Below are 16,837 nucleotides of genomic sequence, written 5' to 3'. Positions count from 1 at the left end.
GGCATGCCTTTAGGTGTTACATTATCCCAAGTTTGTCCACCATCTTTTGTGACATGTATTAATCCATCATCACTTCCTACCCATAACAATCCTTCAGTTAGAGGAGATTCTTGAGCCGCGAAAATGGTACAATAATATTCTACAGAAGTATTATCTTGAGTAATTGGACCACCTGAAGATTTTAACTTTTCAGGATCGTTCCTTGTTAAATCCGGACTAATAATTTTCCAAGATTGTCCTTCATTTTCGGTGACATGTACATGTTGTGAAAAGGTGTACAAGCGATCTGGATTATGTTTTGAAAATATAATTGGGAAATTCCACTGGAAACGATATTTCATACCTTCTGCGCCATGTCCCATAGGATTATCTGGCCAAACATTAATGGCTCTAACTGTTCCTGTTTTGTGATTATATCGTGTTAAAAACCCATCATAGCTTCCTCCATAAACAATATCGTTGTCCTCAGGATCAATAGCAATATGAGCAGATTCTCCACCAGCTGTTGATTCCCAATCATCTTCAGTAATTGTCCATCCATCTGTTCTATGTGGAATTCTTACTGTTGAATTATCTTGTTGTGCAGCATAAATACGGTAAGGAAAATGATTATCAGTTGTGACACGATAAAACTGAGAAGTTGGTTGATTATGATATGTGCTCCAAGTTTCGCCTCCATCATAAGTAACTTGAGCACCACCATCATCTCCTATAATCATTCGATTTGAATTTTCTGGTGCTATCCATAAATCATGATGATCTCCATGTGGTGCATTATAAGTACTGAAAGACTCTCCGCCATTGGTACTTTTGTGATAACGTACATTTAGAACGTAAACAATATTTGCATCTTTAGTATCAGCATATAATCTCGTATAATACCACGCTCGTTGTCGTAATTTTCGTTCACTATTAACCTGAGTCCAAGTGTCACCACCATCATCACTCCTATATAAACCACCAGCTTCTTTATTTTCAACAATAGCCCAAACACGTTGATTGTTTACAGGTGATACAGTAACACCAATGATTCCTAATGTTTCTTTTGGAAATCCTTTCTTAGTGGATATCTCAGTCCAAGTTTCTCCTTTATCAGTACTTTTCCATAGCGCAGATCCTTCACCACCTGAACTCAAACTGTAAGGTGTTCGTTGCACTCTCCATGTTGATGCGTACAAAATTCTAGCATTTGTTGGATCAATAAGTAAATCTACGACTCCAGCTTGATCATTAGCAAATAAGGTTTTCTTCCAAGTTTTACCACCATCAATACTTTTGTAAACTCCTCGATCTTGAGTTGGTTTGTAAATATTCCCAAGAACACCAGCGTAAACCACATTATGATCTGTAGGATCGACAGCAATTCTTGGCACATGACGCGAGTTTTTCAATCCTGCTGACATCCATGTTTTTCCAGCATCAACACTTTTCCAAATTCCATAACCTGAGGATACATTTCCTCTTACTGTTTTTTCTCCTCCTCCAACATAAATAACATTTGGGTCACTTTTGGACACTGTAATTGCACCAATACTTCCACCAAAAAATCCATCAGAAATATTTTCCCAACTTCGACCACCATTACTTGTTTTCCATATACCTCCACCTGTAGAACCAAAATAGTATAGGTTAGGTTGGTTTGGTACTCCTGTTACAGCAGCACTTCTACCACCACGAAATGGACCAACTAGACGATACTCTAAAGCATCAAATTGAGATTCGTCAAAAGTTTGTGCGTCAATATTTGCGATGAAAAAAATAGATAAAAAACAGAAAAATAATGTAGAAAATCTCATGTCAGGTTAGTGTTTAATTTTTGAAATTTAAAAATACTAATTAAAACAGACTATTCACTTTGTGGTAATAATTTTAATTTCACTTCTCTATGCAAAAATAAGGCAGTAACAATAGTTGATAGTATGTCTGAAATAGGAAAAGACATCCAAACCCCTAATTCGCCAAAAAATTGAGGTAAAATAAAAATTAGAGGAATAAAGAAAAAGCCTTGTCTAGTCAATGTCAATAATAATGCTGGAATTGCTTTCCCTACAGCTTGAAAATATGCTGCTCCTATGAGCTGGACAGCAATTATTGGTGTAGCAGCAAAAACCCATCGCATTGCAGATGGTGTTTCTTTAATAACTTCAGTATCAGTAGTAAACAATCTTGTGATTTCTTCTGGAAAAATCATCAACATAATAAACACTAGCGTTCCTAAAGCCATGGCGTATTTTAAAGCCGTAGAAATGGTTAGTCGCACACGTTCAAACTGTTGAGCGCCATAATTAAAACCAGCAATTGGTAAAAAACCTTGTGTAATTCCAAAAACTGGAAATAAGGCAAACATGAGCATTCGTCCAACAATAGCGTACGCTGTTACAGAAGTTTCTCCGCCTAAATCGAAGAGAATATTATTCATGAATAAGTATGTGATACTAACAACTGCTTGACGCGATAATGTAACGAATCCTAGAGATGAAATCTCTTTAATTATTGGTAATCGCAATCTAAAAAAACATTCGGAGAGTTTTAATTCAGAATTTTTAGATAAAAAATACCAAAACACGAATGCAAAACACAATAAATACGATACTGTTGAAGCCCAAGCTGCACCTGCCATTCCTAAATCCATGACATTTATAAAAAGAACATCCAGTACTAAATTCCCAACAGACGGAATCATCATAGCATACATGGCAAATTTAGGTTTACCTTCAGCTCTAATTACTGTATTTCCCATCATACAAAGTGCCAAAAATGGAACTCCATAAAGCACTATGGTATAATAAATCTTAGCAGGCTCAAAAATAGCACCTTTTCCGCCAAATACAGGAATGATGTAATCAACAAATAAAAGTCCAGGAATAATTAAAGCTACTGTAAACAATAAAGTTAATGTAATTTGATTTCCAAAAACCTTAAGTGCTTTAATGGTGTTATTTGCTCCAAGAGCTCTTGATATTATTGAAGATCCTCCAACGCCAATACTCATACCTAAAGCAGCAATGAAAAAAGACACAGGAAGTACGACATTAATCGCAGCAATAGCAGTTGATCCAATCCACTGGCCAACAAAAATAGTGTCTACTAAAATATTTAGTGACATGACTAATATTCCAATAGATGCAGGAACAGCTTGTTTGATCAATAGTTTTCCTATTGGCTGAGTTCCTAATTCTTTAGAGGATACTTTAGTCATTATGCTTCAACAGTTTCTGTCAAAGCCCATTGCTTAATCCAATTAGATAATAAATCTACAAACTCTTGATTATCATTCAAACATGGAACAGTTGTAAAATCCTGTCCGCCCATTTCATGAAAAATCTCCTCACCTTCCATCGCTATCTCTTCCAGTGTTTCAAGACAATCACTAACAAATGCTGGTGTTACAATGGCCATTTTTTTTGTCCCTTCTTTTCCTAAACGTTCAATCGTTCGATCTGTATATGGCTGCAACCAAGGATCAAACCCTAATCGAGATTGAAAAGATGTAGAGTAAGTTCCTTCTTTTAAATTTAAGGCTTCGGCAACCAAACGGGTGACTTCTTTGCATTGATGTTTGTAACAAAACTCATGAGCTTTTGATGGTGTTTTGCAGCAGACACAATTTATTTTATCATTTGGTTTGCAATGTGATTTTGTGATATCACTTTTCCTAATATGGCGTTCTGGAACACCATGGTAGGAAAATAACAAATGTTCGTAATCTTTATTGTCAAGATGCCTAGCAATAGAATTTGATAACACTTTGATATAATTTGAATCATTGTAGAATGGTTTCAAATCGTGAATTGTGATATTAGGGAAACTAGCTTTTCTAATCTCTTCAGCTAAAACTAAAATCGTCTCGGTTGTAGCCATAGCATATTGGGGATACAATGGCATTAAAAACACTTCATTAACACCTTTATCAACTAACTCTTGAAGTCCTTTTTTGATAGTCATACTTCCATATCGCATGGCTAGAGCCACTGGCAAATCTATTTGATTTTGAATTTTATCTTTTAGACGTTCAGATAACACAATTAATGGAGACCCTTCATCCCACCATATTTTTTTATAGGCTTTTGCGGAAGCTTTTGGACGTGTATTCAAAATAATTCCTTTTACTAAAAGTGTTCTTGCCCAAAGAGGGACATCAATAACGCGTTCGTCCATAAGGAATTCGCCTAAATAGCGTTTTACGTCTTTGGGTTCTGGAGAATCGGGAGATCCTAAATTAACGAGTAAAACTCCTTTCATTTATTTATTCTTTTTCATTTAACAATTCAGTACGTATACTTTCAGGAATAACGGAATTGACTATAGTAGCCATAGCATCATCATTTCCTAGAAATTTCCAACCTTTATATTTTGGATCATCAATGGCAAACATCGTTGCATCCATATCTATGATTAATGACATTGTACTTAATTCTTCTACAACATTGTCTTCACCAAATTGGGTTTGCATTGTCGCCTTCATAAACATTAAAAATCCTTTTTTATCGTCCTCTGCCTGTTCTTCTTCAGTTAAAAAAGTCATTTTCATTTTGCTTGAATAGAAGATTGCGGCATAAGTAATTCCCTCTAAATTTTTTGTATCAGTAACCTGTGTAACAACATTAGATAAAAACTGAATTGTCATGTCTTCAGCATTAAACATTTGCTGCATTCCTGCTTTCATTTGTTCTCTTGGTGCCATTTCAAAAACCTTCGGATACATATAGTCTAAAACACCATCGAAATTTTGTTTGACCATATAATCAAAATAGATATTCGCTTCTTTAATTAAAATAGTTTTATGAGATTGTGAATACGCCGAAACAGATATGAAGCAAATAAAAAATAAAGTTGAAAGAAATTTCATAGTAACAAATAGTTTTTGCAAAAATACGATAGTATTGACTAAGATTTAGATTTTATAATTTAATTAGGATTTAACTCAACGACATCAAATACTTTTTTGGTGTCGTACCATATTTCTTTTTAAATGCTGCAATAAAATGACTGGATGTACTGTAACCAACTTTAAGACCAACTTCATTGACATTATGGTCTCCAGCTTCTAATAATTTACGTGCAACCTCCATTTTGTAATCAAATAAGAAGCTAAACACAGAGTCGCCATAAATTTGCTTGAAACCTTCTTTTAATTTTTTTAAACTCAAGCCTATTTCTTCTGAAAGCTGATTTAAAGTTGGAGGCTCTGCCATTCTAGAAATAATGATATCTTTTGCTTTTCTTATTTTAATAACATTAGCTTCATCAACCAAAAACGGACATTGTTCAACATCTGCGTCTTCATTTCTATTGAAGTACAAACTCAATAACTCTAATGCTTTTCCTTTATAATAAAGACTCTTGATGCTACTGTTTAAATTATAATTTATAATTTGATTTAATGCAATAGCCATCGAAGGTGTAATTTTTCCATCTTTATAATATTTCTTATCCTTATTATCATCACTTAAAAAGGTAATAAAATCAGCTTCTTGAGAAAATAACCCATGAAACTTTTTAATAGAAACTAAAACAGACACTAACCAAGAGTTAGGATTCACCTCTAAATGAATGGGTAAATCACGTTGTGGATTGTAAAGCAATAACGAATTTTCTTCTTCTATTTTTAGTTTATAAGTCCCATTATTGAATACAAACTCACTTGAGCCTTTAATGCAAAAATGAAATTGTATAAAACGGCTATCAATCTCACGTTCAACAATTTGAATGTCATTTGATTCATTTTGAAATGTAAGTACGAAAAACCCTTCATCTAATTTTGTCTCATCAAAAGAACCTTTAGCGACACTTTTTAAACTACTATCTTCAGTTTCTATTTTGTTGTTATTTAGATTCATTCTAAACTAATGTGATTTAAAGCGTGATTATTACTGCAAAAATATGACATTTATCATTTTATTATAAGAAATAGTAATAAAAAACCACAAACGATACTAAAAGTTCTTCTAGCGTTGTTTTTTATCTTAGAAGCTTTTTATTTTTGCTAACGTATTTTCCAAATCAGGTATGGAGCACTACAATAGGTCGAGAGGCACAACATTTTATGCTATTGGTCTCAGCTATAAAAAAGCTGATGCTGAGGTACGTGGTCATTTTAGTTTAGATGAAACTTCAAAACTTGCTGTTATAAATCAAGCAAAACAAAATGGCATAGAAAGCCTCATTGTTACTTCTACTTGTAACAGGACTGAAATTTACGGATTTGCACAACATCCTTTTCAATTGATTCAATTGCTTTGTGAAAACACAAAGGGGACAGTTGAAGAATTCGAAAAGGTTGCTTATGTGTACAAAAATAGAGACGCAATTTCACATCTATTTCGTGTAGGTTCAGGATTAGACAGTCAAATTCTTGGTGATTTTGAAATTATAAGTCAATTAAAAATTAGTGCTAGACTATCTAAAAAACATCAGCTTCTTAATCCGTTCCTTGAACGTTTGGTAAATGCAGTGATTCGAGCTTCAAAACGAATCAAGACAGAAACTGAAATTTCATCTGGAGCAACCTCTGTGTCTTTTGCTACTGTACAATACATTATGAATGAAATTAAGAATGTTTCTGAAAAAAACATTTTGTTATTTGGTACTGGAAAAATTGGTCGTAATACTTGTGAAAACTTGGTAAAACACACCAAAAACGAGCACATTACATTAATTAACAGAACCAAAGATAAAGCCGAAGCTGTTGCTGGAAAATTCAATCTTTTAGTAAAAGATTATGCCAACCTCCAAGAAGAAATCAATACTTCTGATGTTTTAATTGTCGCAACTGGTGCACAAAACCCTACAGTAGATAAACATTGCATTCAAACAACAAAATCATTATTGATTCTTGATTTATCAATCCCAAAAAATGTCAACGAAAATGTAACTGATCTAGCAAATGTTACTTTAGTTCATTTAGATGATTTATCACAAATTACAGATGAAACTTTAGAACGCAGAAAGTCTCATATTCCAGTGGCTGAAGAGATTATTGAAGATGTAAAAGCTGACTTTAATTCGTGGCTAGCAACTCGTAAATTTGCACCTACTATTAAAGCTTTAAAGTATAAATTAACTGACTTTGCTACTGCAGAATTAGATACACAACGAAAAAAAATGTCTGATTTCAACGAAACACAAGCTGAAGTCATTAGTAACAATATTATTCAGAAAATCACCAACCATTTTGCACATCACTTAAAAGACGATGATGTGTCTGCAAATGATAGCCTTGAACTCATAAAAAAAGTGTTTCAACTAGAAACAACTAAAGAGAATGTCTAAAACTATACGAATCGGAACTCGTGATAGCGAACTAGCGCTATGGCAAGCCAAAATTGTACAATCACAACTTGAGCATTTAGGATATAAAACTGTTTTAGTTCCAGTAAAATCAACTGGAGATTTAGTATTAAATAAGCCTATTTATGAACTAGGTATCACAGGCGTTTTTACAAAAACACTGGATATTGCAATGCTCAATGAAGAAATAGATATTGCTGTGCATTCACTTAAAGATGTTCCAACTCTATTACCAAAAAGAATTGTACAAGCTGCAGTTATAAAACGTGGAAACGTTAGAGACTGCCTAGTCTTTAAAAACAATGAAGAGTTTTTGTCACATAGAGATGCAGTAATCGCTACTGGTAGCTTAAGGAGACGAGCGCAATGGTTAAACCGTTACCCTACTCATACGATTGTTGGTTTAAGAGGTAATGTTAATTCTAGACTAGAAAAGCTGAACACCAACGATTGGAATGGTGCCATATTTGCAGCAGCTGGTTTAGGCAGATTAGACATAAGACCTGAAGAAACTTTTAATCTGGAATGGATGGTTCCTGCTCCAGCTCAAGGTGCAATCATGATTACAGCCCTTGAAACTGATGAGGAATCATTAGCTGCTTGTGCTGAAATTAACCATGAAGAAACTGAAATATGTACCTCTATTGAACGTGAATTTTTAAAACGTTTAGAAGGTGGTTGTTCAGCTCCAATTGGTGCTATAGCTTTTATCAAAAACGAGGAGGTACATTTCAATGGGATTTTATTAAGTCTCGATGGAAGTAAAAAAATTGAAGTTCAACGAACCGTTGCATTGGGAAAACACGAAGATTTAGCAGAGTTCTGCGCTAATTTCATTATTGAACGTGGCGGAAAACGTTTGATGGATTCTATTAAAGAGTCTTCAAAAGAAGTAAATATCTATTCTACCAAAACATTAACAGACGATCAAAAGCAACTATTTCATGAAGATGTAGTTTCTGAGAGTTCTGATTTTATAAAAATTAGTTTAAATCGAATGACAGCTAAGGTCTTACGACCTATGCCAAAAAACGTTATCATTACTAGTAAAAATGCTGTTGAAGCATTATTAATGAATTTTGCACCTCAAGAACTACAATTCCAGAATATCTATTGCGTTGGCAGAAGAACTAAACGTCTTGTAGAGCGCAAAATCGGAAAAGTAAAGCACACTGAAAATAACTCTAAGGCTTTAGCTGAATATTTAGTTGAATATATAGAAGGGGCAAACGTAACTTATTTCTGTAGTGATATTCGTTTAGATGCATTACCAAGTATTTTAAAAGAAAGTAATATTGAAGTTAATGAAGTCATTGCATATGAGACTAAATACGATGCTGTAAAAATTAATGACACAGTCAAAGGCGTTATGTTTTATAGCCCTTCAACAGTTCAAAGTTATAAACAAGAAAATTTGGTAAAAGACAATATGATTGCTTTTTGTATTGGCGAAACAACAGCTAAAGAGGCAAGTAAACATTTTGAAGAGGTTAAGGTTGCTAAAATACCAACTGTTGAAAGTGTTATAGAAATAGTAAACGAATATTACGTTTAATATGATAAAAAACGATTTATTTTTAAGAGCTCTAAATGGAGAAACTGTCGAGCGTCCACCTGTGTGGATGATGCGTCAAGCTGGTAGATATCTTCCTGAATTTATGGAAATCAAAGCCAAATATGATTTCTTTACGCGTTGTCAAACCCCTGAGTTAGCGAGTGAAATTACAGTACAACCTATCCGTCGTTATGGTATGGATGCAGCCATATTATTTAGTGATATTTTGGTGATTCCTCAAGCTATGAATATTGAGGTTCAAATGAAACCAAATTTTGGTCCATATTTACCCAATCCTATTCGCTCACAAAAAGATGTCGATAATGTTATTGTTCCTGATGTAAAAGAGGCTTTAAATTATGTTTACCAAGCTATAAAAGCAACTAAGGAAAAACTTAACGACGAAATTCCATTGATTGGTTTTGCAGGTTCGCCATGGACTATTTTGTGCTACTGTGTTCAAGGTCAGGGCAGTAAAAACTTTGATAAAGCCAAAGAATTTTGCTTTACTAATCCTATTGCAGCTCACCAATTACTACAAAAAATCACAGATACTACCATTGCTTATCTCAAAGAAAAAGTAAAAGCTGGTTGTAATGCGGTTCAAGTTTTCGATTCTTGGGGAGGAATGCTTTCTCCTGTTGATTATCAAGAATTTTCTTGGCAGTACATTCAACAAATTATTGATGCCCTGAAAGAGGATACACCTGTAATCGCTTTCGGAAAAGGTTGTTGGTTTGCGCTTGGTGAGATGGCTAAATCTGGAGCTTCTGCTTTAGGTGTAGATTGGACTTGCTCTGCAAGAAACGCACGTTATTTAACTGGAGGAAACATCACTTTACAAGGTAATTTTGATCCTACCAGATTATTTTCGCCACCTTCTGAAATTAAAAAAATGGTGCACCAAATGATTAACGATTTTGGAAAAGACAAGTATATCGTAAATTTAGGTCATGGCATATTACCTAATATTCCTTTAGATAATGCTAAAGCTTTTATTGATGCTGTAAAAGAATACAAGGCTTAATTAAATTAGGTTTTAAAATGATAAAAAATATTATTAATGGCATACAAGCTTATTCAGGAGCTCTTGCATTAATTTCAAAGCTTAAGCTTTGGAAGTATTTTTTTATTCCAATGGCTATTAGTTTTATAACTGCAGTAATTATTGGACTTTCAGCATATGGACTCTCAGATAATATTGGTCGTTTTATTGCAAAAATTTGGATTTGGGATTTTGGAAAAGATATCTTCATCTCTATTTCAACATTTATTGGTGGAATTGTGGTTTTAGCCATTGGCTTAATCCTATACAAGCATATTATTATGGCTTTATCTGCACCTTTTATGAGTCCTGTTTCAGAAAAAATTGAGACCCACTTAACTGGTGTTGAAACTTATAGTCATAGACAGACAACCTTTAGAGAACAATTGTGGAGAGGTATTCGAATAAATATGAGAAATCTTGGAAAAGAACTCCTCATAACAATTCCATTATTGTTGCTGAAATTCATTCCAATTGTAAATATTTTTTCAACCATATTATTATTCTTAGTGCAAGCTTATTATGCTGGTTTTGGAAATATGGACTACACTTTAGAACGCCATTTTAAATATCGTGACAGTATTCAATTTGTAAGAAAGCATAGAGGAATTGCCATTGGAAACGGAATCATCTTTATCTTGTTTTTACTACTTCCAGTTATTGGTGTGATTTTAGTATTACCTATGAGTGTTACTGCAGCTTCACTAAAAACAGTATCATTATTGAAAGAGAACCAACTTATCTCAGAAACTAAAACCATTGAATAATGACACTACAATTCGATGATTATGAAATCAATCCAATTCATGAAGGAGATGCATGGAAAGTTTGTGACTTTACGATCACAAATAACAATCGCTTAAAACGTTATTTTCCAAAAACTTTAGAACAAAATCTAAACCCAACACTCTCTAAAATTTTTGTAGATAAGAAAACCAAACAATTTAAAAATAAAGAAGAATTTCTATTCACAATAAAATATTCAGAAAAACGACAACTTGTTGGATTGGTTTATCTTAAAGAAATAGATTGGGAAAAACGACAAGGTGAATTTGCTTACGCAATTGATTACAATTTTAATGGTCAAAATTTAATGACCAAAGCAATTAAACAGCTAACCAAGTATACGTTTAATGAATTAGGTTTAGAAACACTTCAAATTATTGCTCACAAAGACAATGTCTCAAGTGTTAATGTTGCTTTGAATAATAACTTTGAATGGCAAAAAACCTTAGAAAAAGGATTCACTCCAAAAGGCGAGCAACCGTTAGATATGGAATTATACGAATTATATAAAGCATAAATTTTGAAAGATTTATTTTTTAAATACATACACGAATTACAAGACAAAATCACCTCAGGTATAGAAGGTATTGATGGTAAAGCTAAATTTCAAGAAGATCTTTGGAAGCGCCCTGAAGGTGGAGGTGGAAGAACTCGCGTAATTGAAAACGGAAACGTTTTTGAAAAAGGAGGTGTCAATATCTCTGGAGTTCATGGAAAATTACCTGAAAGCATGCAACAATACTTTGGAGTTAAGGATGCTAACTTTTTTGCATGTGGATTAAGTTTAGTCCTACATCCTAAAAGCCCAATGGTACCGACTGTACATGCAAATTGGCGTTATTTTGAAATGTATGATCAACAAGGGGATATCGTAGACCAGTGGTTTGGTGGAGGACAAGATTTAACGCCATATTATCTGTTTGAAGAAGATGCTAAACATTTTCATCAGATATGTAAAACTGCTTGTGACAAACACAATCCAGAATTTTACCCAAAATATAAAGAAAGATGTGATGAGTATTTCTATAATTCGCATAGAAATGAATCACGAGGCATTGGTGGATTGTTTTTTGATTACTGCAAAAAGACTGAAGATATAAGCATGCAAAATTGGTATGACTTTGTAACCGAAGTTGGTAACAGTTTCCTAAATGCTTATCTACCTATTGTCAAAAAACGTAAAGATTTAGAATACAGCAAAACACAACGGAATTGGCAAGAAATTCGTCGTGGTCGTTATGTTGAGTTTAATCTTGTTCATGATAAAGGCACACTTTTCGGTTTAAAAACCAACGGAAGAATTGAAAGTATTTTAATGAGTTTACCGCCTCATGTGCAATGGGTTTACGATCATCACCCTGAAGCAGGAAGCGAAGAAGAAAAGTTAGTTAATGTATTACAAAATCCTAGAAATTGGGTTTAAATTTGTCATTCCAAAGTTAGAATGACTGAAGAAACAATTTTCTTTGTTAAGCTCTAAATGACAGCTATTAAATTATAAAACTATGTTTCCATTAAGAAGAAATAGAAGACTAAGAACCAACGAAGCTATTAGAAGTTTAGTTCGAGAAACCATAATTACTCCTCAGGACTTTCTAGTACCCTTGTTTGTAGTAGAAGGAAAAGGTATTAAACAAGAAATTGCATCAATGCCTAATTATTATCGTTTTAGTTTGGATTTACTAGAGCACGAAGTCAAAGAACTTTGGAGCCTTGGATTAAAATCGGTATTGCTTTTTGTGAAAGTACCAGACAACTTAAAAGATAACAAAGGAACAGAAGCCTTAAATCCTAACGGATTGATGCAGCGTGCCATTAAAACTGTAAAAAATGTTTGTCCTAATATGTTAGTCATGACCGATGTGGCCTTAGATCCTTATTCGATTTATGGTCATGATGGTATTATTGAGAACGGACAAATAATTAATGATGACACTGCAGAGGTTTTAGCTGAAATGAGTTTATCTCATGCCGAAGCTGGAGCTAATTTTGTTGCACCAAGTGACATGATGGATGGACGAATTCTAAACATAAGAGAAGCTCTAGAAGATAACGGTTACACAGATACTGGTATCATGAGTTATTCGGCTAAATATGCTTCAGCATTTTATGGTCCATTTAGAGATGCTTTGGATTCGGCTCCTGCTGATGCCAAAGAGATTCCTAAAGACAAAAAAACGTATCAAATGGATTTTGCTAATCGTTTTGAGGCCATTCGGGAAACTAAAATGGACATCGATGAAGGCGCAGATATCGTTATGGTCAAACCAGGATTGTGTTATTTAGATATCGTTCGAGAAATAAAAAATGAAGTCGATGTACCTGTTGCTGTTTATCAAGTATCTGGTGAATATGCGATGCTTAAAGCTGCTGCTGAAAAAGGTTGGTTAGATCATGATGCAGTAATGTTAGAACAAATTACAGCAATCAAACGCGCTGGAGCTGATGTGATTGCAAGTTACTTTGCTAAGGATGTTGTAAAATTATTGTCGTAAATTTGTATCTAACTAAATAAATTTTAATGACAGCTTTAATTTTATGGGCAACCATTTCTATTTTCTTTTCTTTTTTATGTTCAATCCTAGAAGCCGTTTTACTGAGTGTTACTCCAACATTTATTAATGTAAAAAAACAAGAGGGTAAGAACTATGCACTAACTCTCGAAGCTTTAAAAAAAGATGTAGATAAACCACTAATTGCAATTTTGACTTTAAATACCATTGCTCATACTTTAGGAGCTATGATGGTAGGTATTCAAGCAGAAAAACTGCCTTATAAAATTGAAATTTTTGGAATTAATACAGTTGGAGTGGTCTCGGCAATAATGACATTGCTCATTTTAATTGCTTCCGAAATTATTCCTAAAACCATCGGAGCAACGTATTGGAAATCATTAGCTAATTTTACATCAAAAGCGCTAACTGTTCTCATCTTTCCTTTAAAATGGACAGGAATCCTTTGGGTTTTACAACTCACGACTAAACTTATTGGAGGCAAAGGTCACGGGAGTGTCTTAAGTAGAGAAGGGTTTTTAGTTATGGCAGATATGGCAAAAGAAGAAGGTGTTTTTCAAGAGAATGAAAGTAAAATTATTAAAAACCTACTCACCTTTAAAGAGGTGTTTGCTAAAGATATTATGACGCCAAGAACGGTTATGAAAGCCGAAGATGAGAAAACGACTGTTGAAGAATTCTTTAAGAAAAATATGAACCTTCGTTTTTCTAGAATTCCAATTTATGCTGATGATTCTGACAATATAAAAGGATTGGTATTAAAAGGTGAGGTTTTTAAAGAAATGGCATTAGACCATGGCTCAAAAAAATTATCTGAACTTAAAAGAAGTATTATTGTTGTCTCAAGAGATTTGCCAATCCCTAAGCTTTTTGAAAAGCTTGTAGAAAGCAGAAATCATATGGCTCTCGTTGTTGACGAATATGGTTCTGTGAGTGGATTAGTTACTATGGAAGATGTTATTGAAACACTTTTAGGGATGGAAATTATGGATGAGAGTGACAATGTATCTGACCTTCAACATATGGCGAGAAAAAGTTGGGAAACTAGAGCAAAAAAACTAGGCATATTAGACGAAAACCCTACTGAAGAGAACAAATAAAAATGGAAACTTGCATCATTTCTTCCCCTTTAGGTTATACTAAAATAGTTGGAGATGAACATGGAATCTCTCAAGTTACGGTATTGAATTCTGAAGAAAAAGAAACTGATATTATCCCAGTTCAATTAGAAGATTGTGTGATGCAACTTCAAGAATATTTCGAGGGAAATCGAACCAAGTTTGATCTCAAACTAAATCCTGAAGGTACCATATTTCAAAAAAACGTATGGACACAATTAGAACAAATTCTTTACGGTAAAACAGTCTCTTATCTTGAATTATCTAAACAACTAGGTGATGTAAAAGCTATAAGAGCTGTAGCGAATGCCAATGGTAAAAACCCATTATGGATTATTATTCCTTGTCATCGTGTGATTGGTAGCGATGGAAGTTTAACTGGATATGCTGGTGGTTTACACAGAAAACAATGGTTACTTGAACATGAAAGCCCATATAAACAACAACGTCTCTTTTAATGTACAAAACTGCTAGTCAATTCTTAGAACGGTTTTTTAAACCCGCTACCATATATAAATATGGTTTCAATTGGTCACCAATGTACCGAAGAACTACAGCCAAACTCATTGATGTTAGTGATGACCTACATAAAGTAGTGATTTCATTAAACCTTAACTGGAAAAACCGAAATTACGCAGGAAGTATGTTTGGAGGTAGTATGTTATCTGCAACAGATCCAATTTATATGATTCAGCTTATTCAAATTTTAGGGGATGATTATGTGGTTTGGGATAAATCGGTTGAGGCACAATACAAAAGACCTGCTAAAACTAGAATTTATGGAGAGTTTATATTCAACCCTAAAGAAATAGAGCATATCAAACAAGATGTGGCAGCAAAAAATGAAATTGATATTGTCAAAATCATGCATCTTGTAGATGACAAGCAAAATAAAATTGCTACTTTTAAAAAAACACTTTATATCGCTAATAAAAAGTATTACAAACAAAAATTAAAACAGCGAAAAAAGCATTAATATTCTCTCATGAAATTTCTAAAAAAACTATTAAAGTTCTTAATTATATTTTTCGGTTTACTCATTGTGGTACTCTATATAACTGATACTGATTATTTAATCAAAGCTGTTAGAACTATTTACATGAAGGGTCATACTACCGCTTTTCTAGAAGATTATAAGGAATTTGATAATCAAACTATTGAAGCATCTGACAAACCTCAACCTTGGGTAAACCATAAAGATTACAATTCAGTTCAAGAAACAGATATCTTAAAAAAAGCTAATCAGGATTGGGGAACTATTGCTTATGTGATTATTAAAAATGATAGCATATGGTATGAAAATTATTATGATGGATTTGATGAAAACTCAAAATCTAATTCTTTTTCAATGGCTAAAAGTTATGTGTCTGGATTATTGGGTAAGGCCATCATGCAAGGATATATTGAAAGTCTTGATCAACCTGTATGTGATTTTCTGCCTGCATTTTGTGATGAAAAAGCAGCTCAAATGACGGTTGGTGATTTATCATCAATGGCTTCAGGAACCAATTGGGATGAGGCCTATTATTCACCTTTATCTATTACAACAAGAGCCTATTTTGATGATGATTTGGCTAAAGTAATGAATGGTTTAAAAGTTGATGATGAGCCAGGTCAAGGTTTTAAATACTCTAGTGGAGATACCCAAATGCTAGCTATGGTTATTGAAAAAGCGACTGGGAAAAAGTTATATGATTATTTTGAAGAGAGTTTTTGGAAGCCTTTAGGAAGTGAAAATAGCACCTTATGGCAAGTCGATAGTGAAGATCACGATTTAGTTAAAGCATATTGCTGTATCGCTAGTAATGCCAAAGATTTTGCTCGTTTTGGAAAACTGTATAAAGACCATGGCAAATGGAATGGAGAGCAAATTTTAGATTCAGCTTTCGTAGCAAAATCTATTACACCTCGTTTTCCTAAAAGTCCAGAATATGGTTATGGCTGGTGGATGAAAGATGTTAATGGAAAAAACTTTAAAATGATGCGAGGACATTTAGGCCAATATGTTATCGTTCAACCTGAAGATAATATTATTATAGTTCGCTTAGGTCATCAAAAATCTCCAGATGCTGGTATTGGTTCTTTTACCAATGATATCTCATTGTATATCGAAGAAGCCTACAATATGTTAAACAAGTAATATTCGTTTGATTTAATTATAATCTACGTTTAGATTTTTGATTTATAGATTATTTTCTATATTTGTTATGCTCTTAAACCCAATAAAGAAATGATTTCTAAACTCAGCTTAGAACATATATTATTCTTAGATATTGAAACTGTTCCTGAAACTGAGCATTTTTCAGATTTGGATGAAACCAAACAACAACTTTGGGAGTTGAAATCGCAATATCAAAGGAAAGAGGATTATACTGCAGAAGAGTTTTACGACAGAGCTGGTATTTGGGCTGAATTTGGAAAAATCGTTTGTATTTCCGTTGGGTATTTTACATATCAAGGTGAGGTTAGAACGTTTAGAGTTACCTCTTTTTATGGTGATGAAATTAAAATCCTTAAAGATTTCAAAAAT

General features: G+C 33.5%; 16 protein-coding genes and 1 pseudogene. 12 read left to right on the top strand and 5 right to left on the bottom strand.

The annotated features are described in order from the left end of the window. From AB8B90_RS05305 to AB8B90_RS05285, 5 genes are all read right to left on the bottom strand, one after another. On the bottom strand, window positions 1-1,796 hold a 1,796-nt coding region (locus AB8B90_RS05305; RefSeq protein WP_405334409.1), incomplete at its 3' end, for a WD40/YVTN/BNR-like repeat-containing protein. A 50-nt stretch (window positions 1,797-1,846) separates the two neighbouring features. Further along, complete coding sequence (locus AB8B90_RS05300) at window positions 1,847-3,199, bottom strand: MATE family efflux transporter (RefSeq protein WP_405334407.1); 1,353 nt, start codon at window positions 3,197-3,199, stop codon at window positions 1,847-1,849. Further along, entirely contained in the window at window positions 3,199-4,242 is a 1,044-nt protein-coding gene (gene hemH / locus AB8B90_RS05295) for a ferrochelatase (RefSeq protein WP_405334404.1), read from the bottom strand. Before hemH ends, AB8B90_RS05300 begins: the two co-directional genes overlap by 1 nt. A gap of 4 nt (window positions 4,243-4,246) precedes the next feature. Next, window positions 4,247-4,849: a hypothetical protein gene (locus AB8B90_RS05290; RefSeq protein ID WP_405334401.1), complete on the bottom strand. Its 603-nt coding sequence runs from the start codon at window positions 4,847-4,849 to the stop codon at window positions 4,247-4,249. A gap of 70 nt (window positions 4,850-4,919) precedes the next feature. Continuing rightward, a complete protein-coding gene (locus AB8B90_RS05285; protein WP_405334399.1) occupies window positions 4,920-5,840 on the bottom strand; it encodes a helix-turn-helix transcriptional regulator in 921 nt (306 codons plus the stop codon). Between the two features lie 169 nt (window positions 5,841-6,009). Between AB8B90_RS05285 and hemA the strand changes: the two genes are divergently transcribed. The 12 genes and pseudogenes from hemA to AB8B90_RS05225 form a co-directional block, all read left to right on the top strand. Continuing rightward, entirely contained in the window at window positions 6,010-7,272 is a 1,263-nt protein-coding gene (gene hemA / locus AB8B90_RS05280) for a glutamyl-tRNA reductase (protein ID WP_405334397.1), read from the top strand. Further along, the gene (hemC, locus tag AB8B90_RS05275; protein WP_405334395.1) at window positions 7,265-8,845 is read left to right on the top strand and encodes a hydroxymethylbilane synthase; all 1,581 of its coding nucleotides are present in this window, start codon (window positions 7,265-7,267) and stop codon (window positions 8,843-8,845) included. The genes hemA and hemC overlap by 8 nt, the downstream gene beginning before the upstream one ends. Before the next feature lies 1 nt (window position 8,846). Beyond that, window positions 8,847-9,872: a uroporphyrinogen decarboxylase gene (gene hemE, locus AB8B90_RS05270; protein WP_405334393.1), complete on the top strand. Its 1,026-nt coding sequence runs from the start codon at window positions 8,847-8,849 to the stop codon at window positions 9,870-9,872. 17 nt (window positions 9,873-9,889) lie between these two features. After that, the gene (locus AB8B90_RS05265; protein ID WP_405334391.1) at window positions 9,890-10,657 is read left to right on the top strand and encodes an EI24 domain-containing protein; all 768 of its coding nucleotides are present in this window, start codon (window positions 9,890-9,892) and stop codon (window positions 10,655-10,657) included. Continuing rightward, window positions 10,657-11,193, top strand: a complete 537-nt coding sequence (locus AB8B90_RS05260; RefSeq protein WP_405334389.1) for a GNAT family N-acetyltransferase — start codon at window positions 10,657-10,659, stop codon at window positions 11,191-11,193. Before AB8B90_RS05265 ends, AB8B90_RS05260 begins: the two co-directional genes overlap by 1 nt. A 3-nt stretch (window positions 11,194-11,196) precedes the next feature. Further along, complete coding sequence (gene hemF, locus AB8B90_RS05255) at window positions 11,197-12,099, top strand: oxygen-dependent coproporphyrinogen oxidase (protein ID WP_405334387.1); 903 nt, start codon at window positions 11,197-11,199, stop codon at window positions 12,097-12,099. An 82-nt stretch (window positions 12,100-12,181) separates the two neighbouring features. Then, window positions 12,182-13,171, top strand: coding sequence for a porphobilinogen synthase (gene hemB, locus AB8B90_RS05250; RefSeq protein ID WP_405334385.1), 990 nt, complete (start codon window positions 12,182-12,184; stop codon window positions 13,169-13,171). Between the two features lie 26 nt (window positions 13,172-13,197). Further along, window positions 13,198-14,289 (top strand): CNNM domain-containing protein, encoded by a 1,092-nt coding sequence (locus AB8B90_RS05245; protein WP_405334383.1) that lies wholly within the window; start codon window positions 13,198-13,200, stop codon window positions 14,287-14,289. A 2-nt stretch (window positions 14,290-14,291) separates the two neighbouring features. Further along, on the top strand, window positions 14,292-14,765 hold the full coding sequence (locus AB8B90_RS05240) for a methylated-DNA--[protein]-cysteine S-methyltransferase (protein WP_405334381.1): 474 nt from the start codon (window positions 14,292-14,294) through the stop codon (window positions 14,763-14,765). Then, window positions 14,765-15,283, top strand: coding sequence for a PaaI family thioesterase (locus tag AB8B90_RS05235; RefSeq protein ID WP_405334379.1), 519 nt, complete (start codon window positions 14,765-14,767; stop codon window positions 15,281-15,283). The genes AB8B90_RS05240 and AB8B90_RS05235 overlap by 1 nt, the downstream gene beginning before the upstream one ends. Window positions 15,284-15,292: 9 nt before the next feature. Further along, the gene (locus AB8B90_RS05230; RefSeq protein ID WP_405334377.1) at window positions 15,293-16,447 is read left to right on the top strand and encodes a serine hydrolase domain-containing protein; all 1,155 of its coding nucleotides are present in this window, start codon (window positions 15,293-15,295) and stop codon (window positions 16,445-16,447) included. 90 nt (window positions 16,448-16,537) lie between these two features. Then, window positions 16,538-16,837 (top strand): annotated as a pseudogene (locus AB8B90_RS05225) (3'-5' exonuclease); the annotation flags it as partial.

The sequence above is a fragment of the Psychroserpens sp. genome, assembly GCF_045105015.1.
GTDB lineage: Bacteria > Bacteroidota > Bacteroidia > Flavobacteriales > Flavobacteriaceae > Psychroserpens.
Note: the sequence above shows the minus strand (reverse complement) of the source record. Positions and strands in the feature narration are given on the sequence as shown.

Coding starts and splice junctions, on each gene's coding strand:
- AB8B90_RS05240 (WP_405334381.1), top strand. CDS start 14,292: ATGGAAACTTGCATCATTTCTTCCCCTTTAGGTTATACTAAAATAGTT.
- AB8B90_RS05300 (WP_405334407.1), bottom strand. CDS start 3,199: ATGACTAAAGTATCCTCTAAAGAATTAGGAACTCAGCCAATAGGAAAA.
- hemC (WP_405334395.1), top strand. CDS start 7,265: ATGTCTAAAACTATACGAATCGGAACTCGTGATAGCGAACTAGCGCTA.
- AB8B90_RS05290 (WP_405334401.1), bottom strand. CDS start 4,849: ATGAAATTTCTTTCAACTTTATTTTTTATTTGCTTCATATCTGTTTCG.
- AB8B90_RS05235 (WP_405334379.1), top strand. CDS start 14,765: ATGTACAAAACTGCTAGTCAATTCTTAGAACGGTTTTTTAAACCCGCT.
- AB8B90_RS05230 (WP_405334377.1), top strand. CDS start 15,293: ATGAAATTTCTAAAAAAACTATTAAAGTTCTTAATTATATTTTTCGGT.
- hemE (WP_405334393.1), top strand. CDS start 8,847: ATGATAAAAAACGATTTATTTTTAAGAGCTCTAAATGGAGAAACTGTC.
- AB8B90_RS05285 (WP_405334399.1), bottom strand. CDS start 5,840: ATGAATCTAAATAACAACAAAATAGAAACTGAAGATAGTAGTTTAAAA.
- AB8B90_RS05260 (WP_405334389.1), top strand. CDS start 10,657: ATGACACTACAATTCGATGATTATGAAATCAATCCAATTCATGAAGGA.
- hemB (WP_405334385.1), top strand. CDS start 12,182: ATGTTTCCATTAAGAAGAAATAGAAGACTAAGAACCAACGAAGCTATT.
- AB8B90_RS05265 (WP_405334391.1), top strand. CDS start 9,890: ATGATAAAAAATATTATTAATGGCATACAAGCTTATTCAGGAGCTCTT.
- hemH (WP_405334404.1), bottom strand. CDS start 4,242: ATGAAAGGAGTTTTACTCGTTAATTTAGGATCTCCCGATTCTCCAGAA.
- AB8B90_RS05245 (WP_405334383.1), top strand. CDS start 13,198: ATGACAGCTTTAATTTTATGGGCAACCATTTCTATTTTCTTTTCTTTT.
- hemA (WP_405334397.1), top strand. CDS start 6,010: ATGGAGCACTACAATAGGTCGAGAGGCACAACATTTTATGCTATTGGT.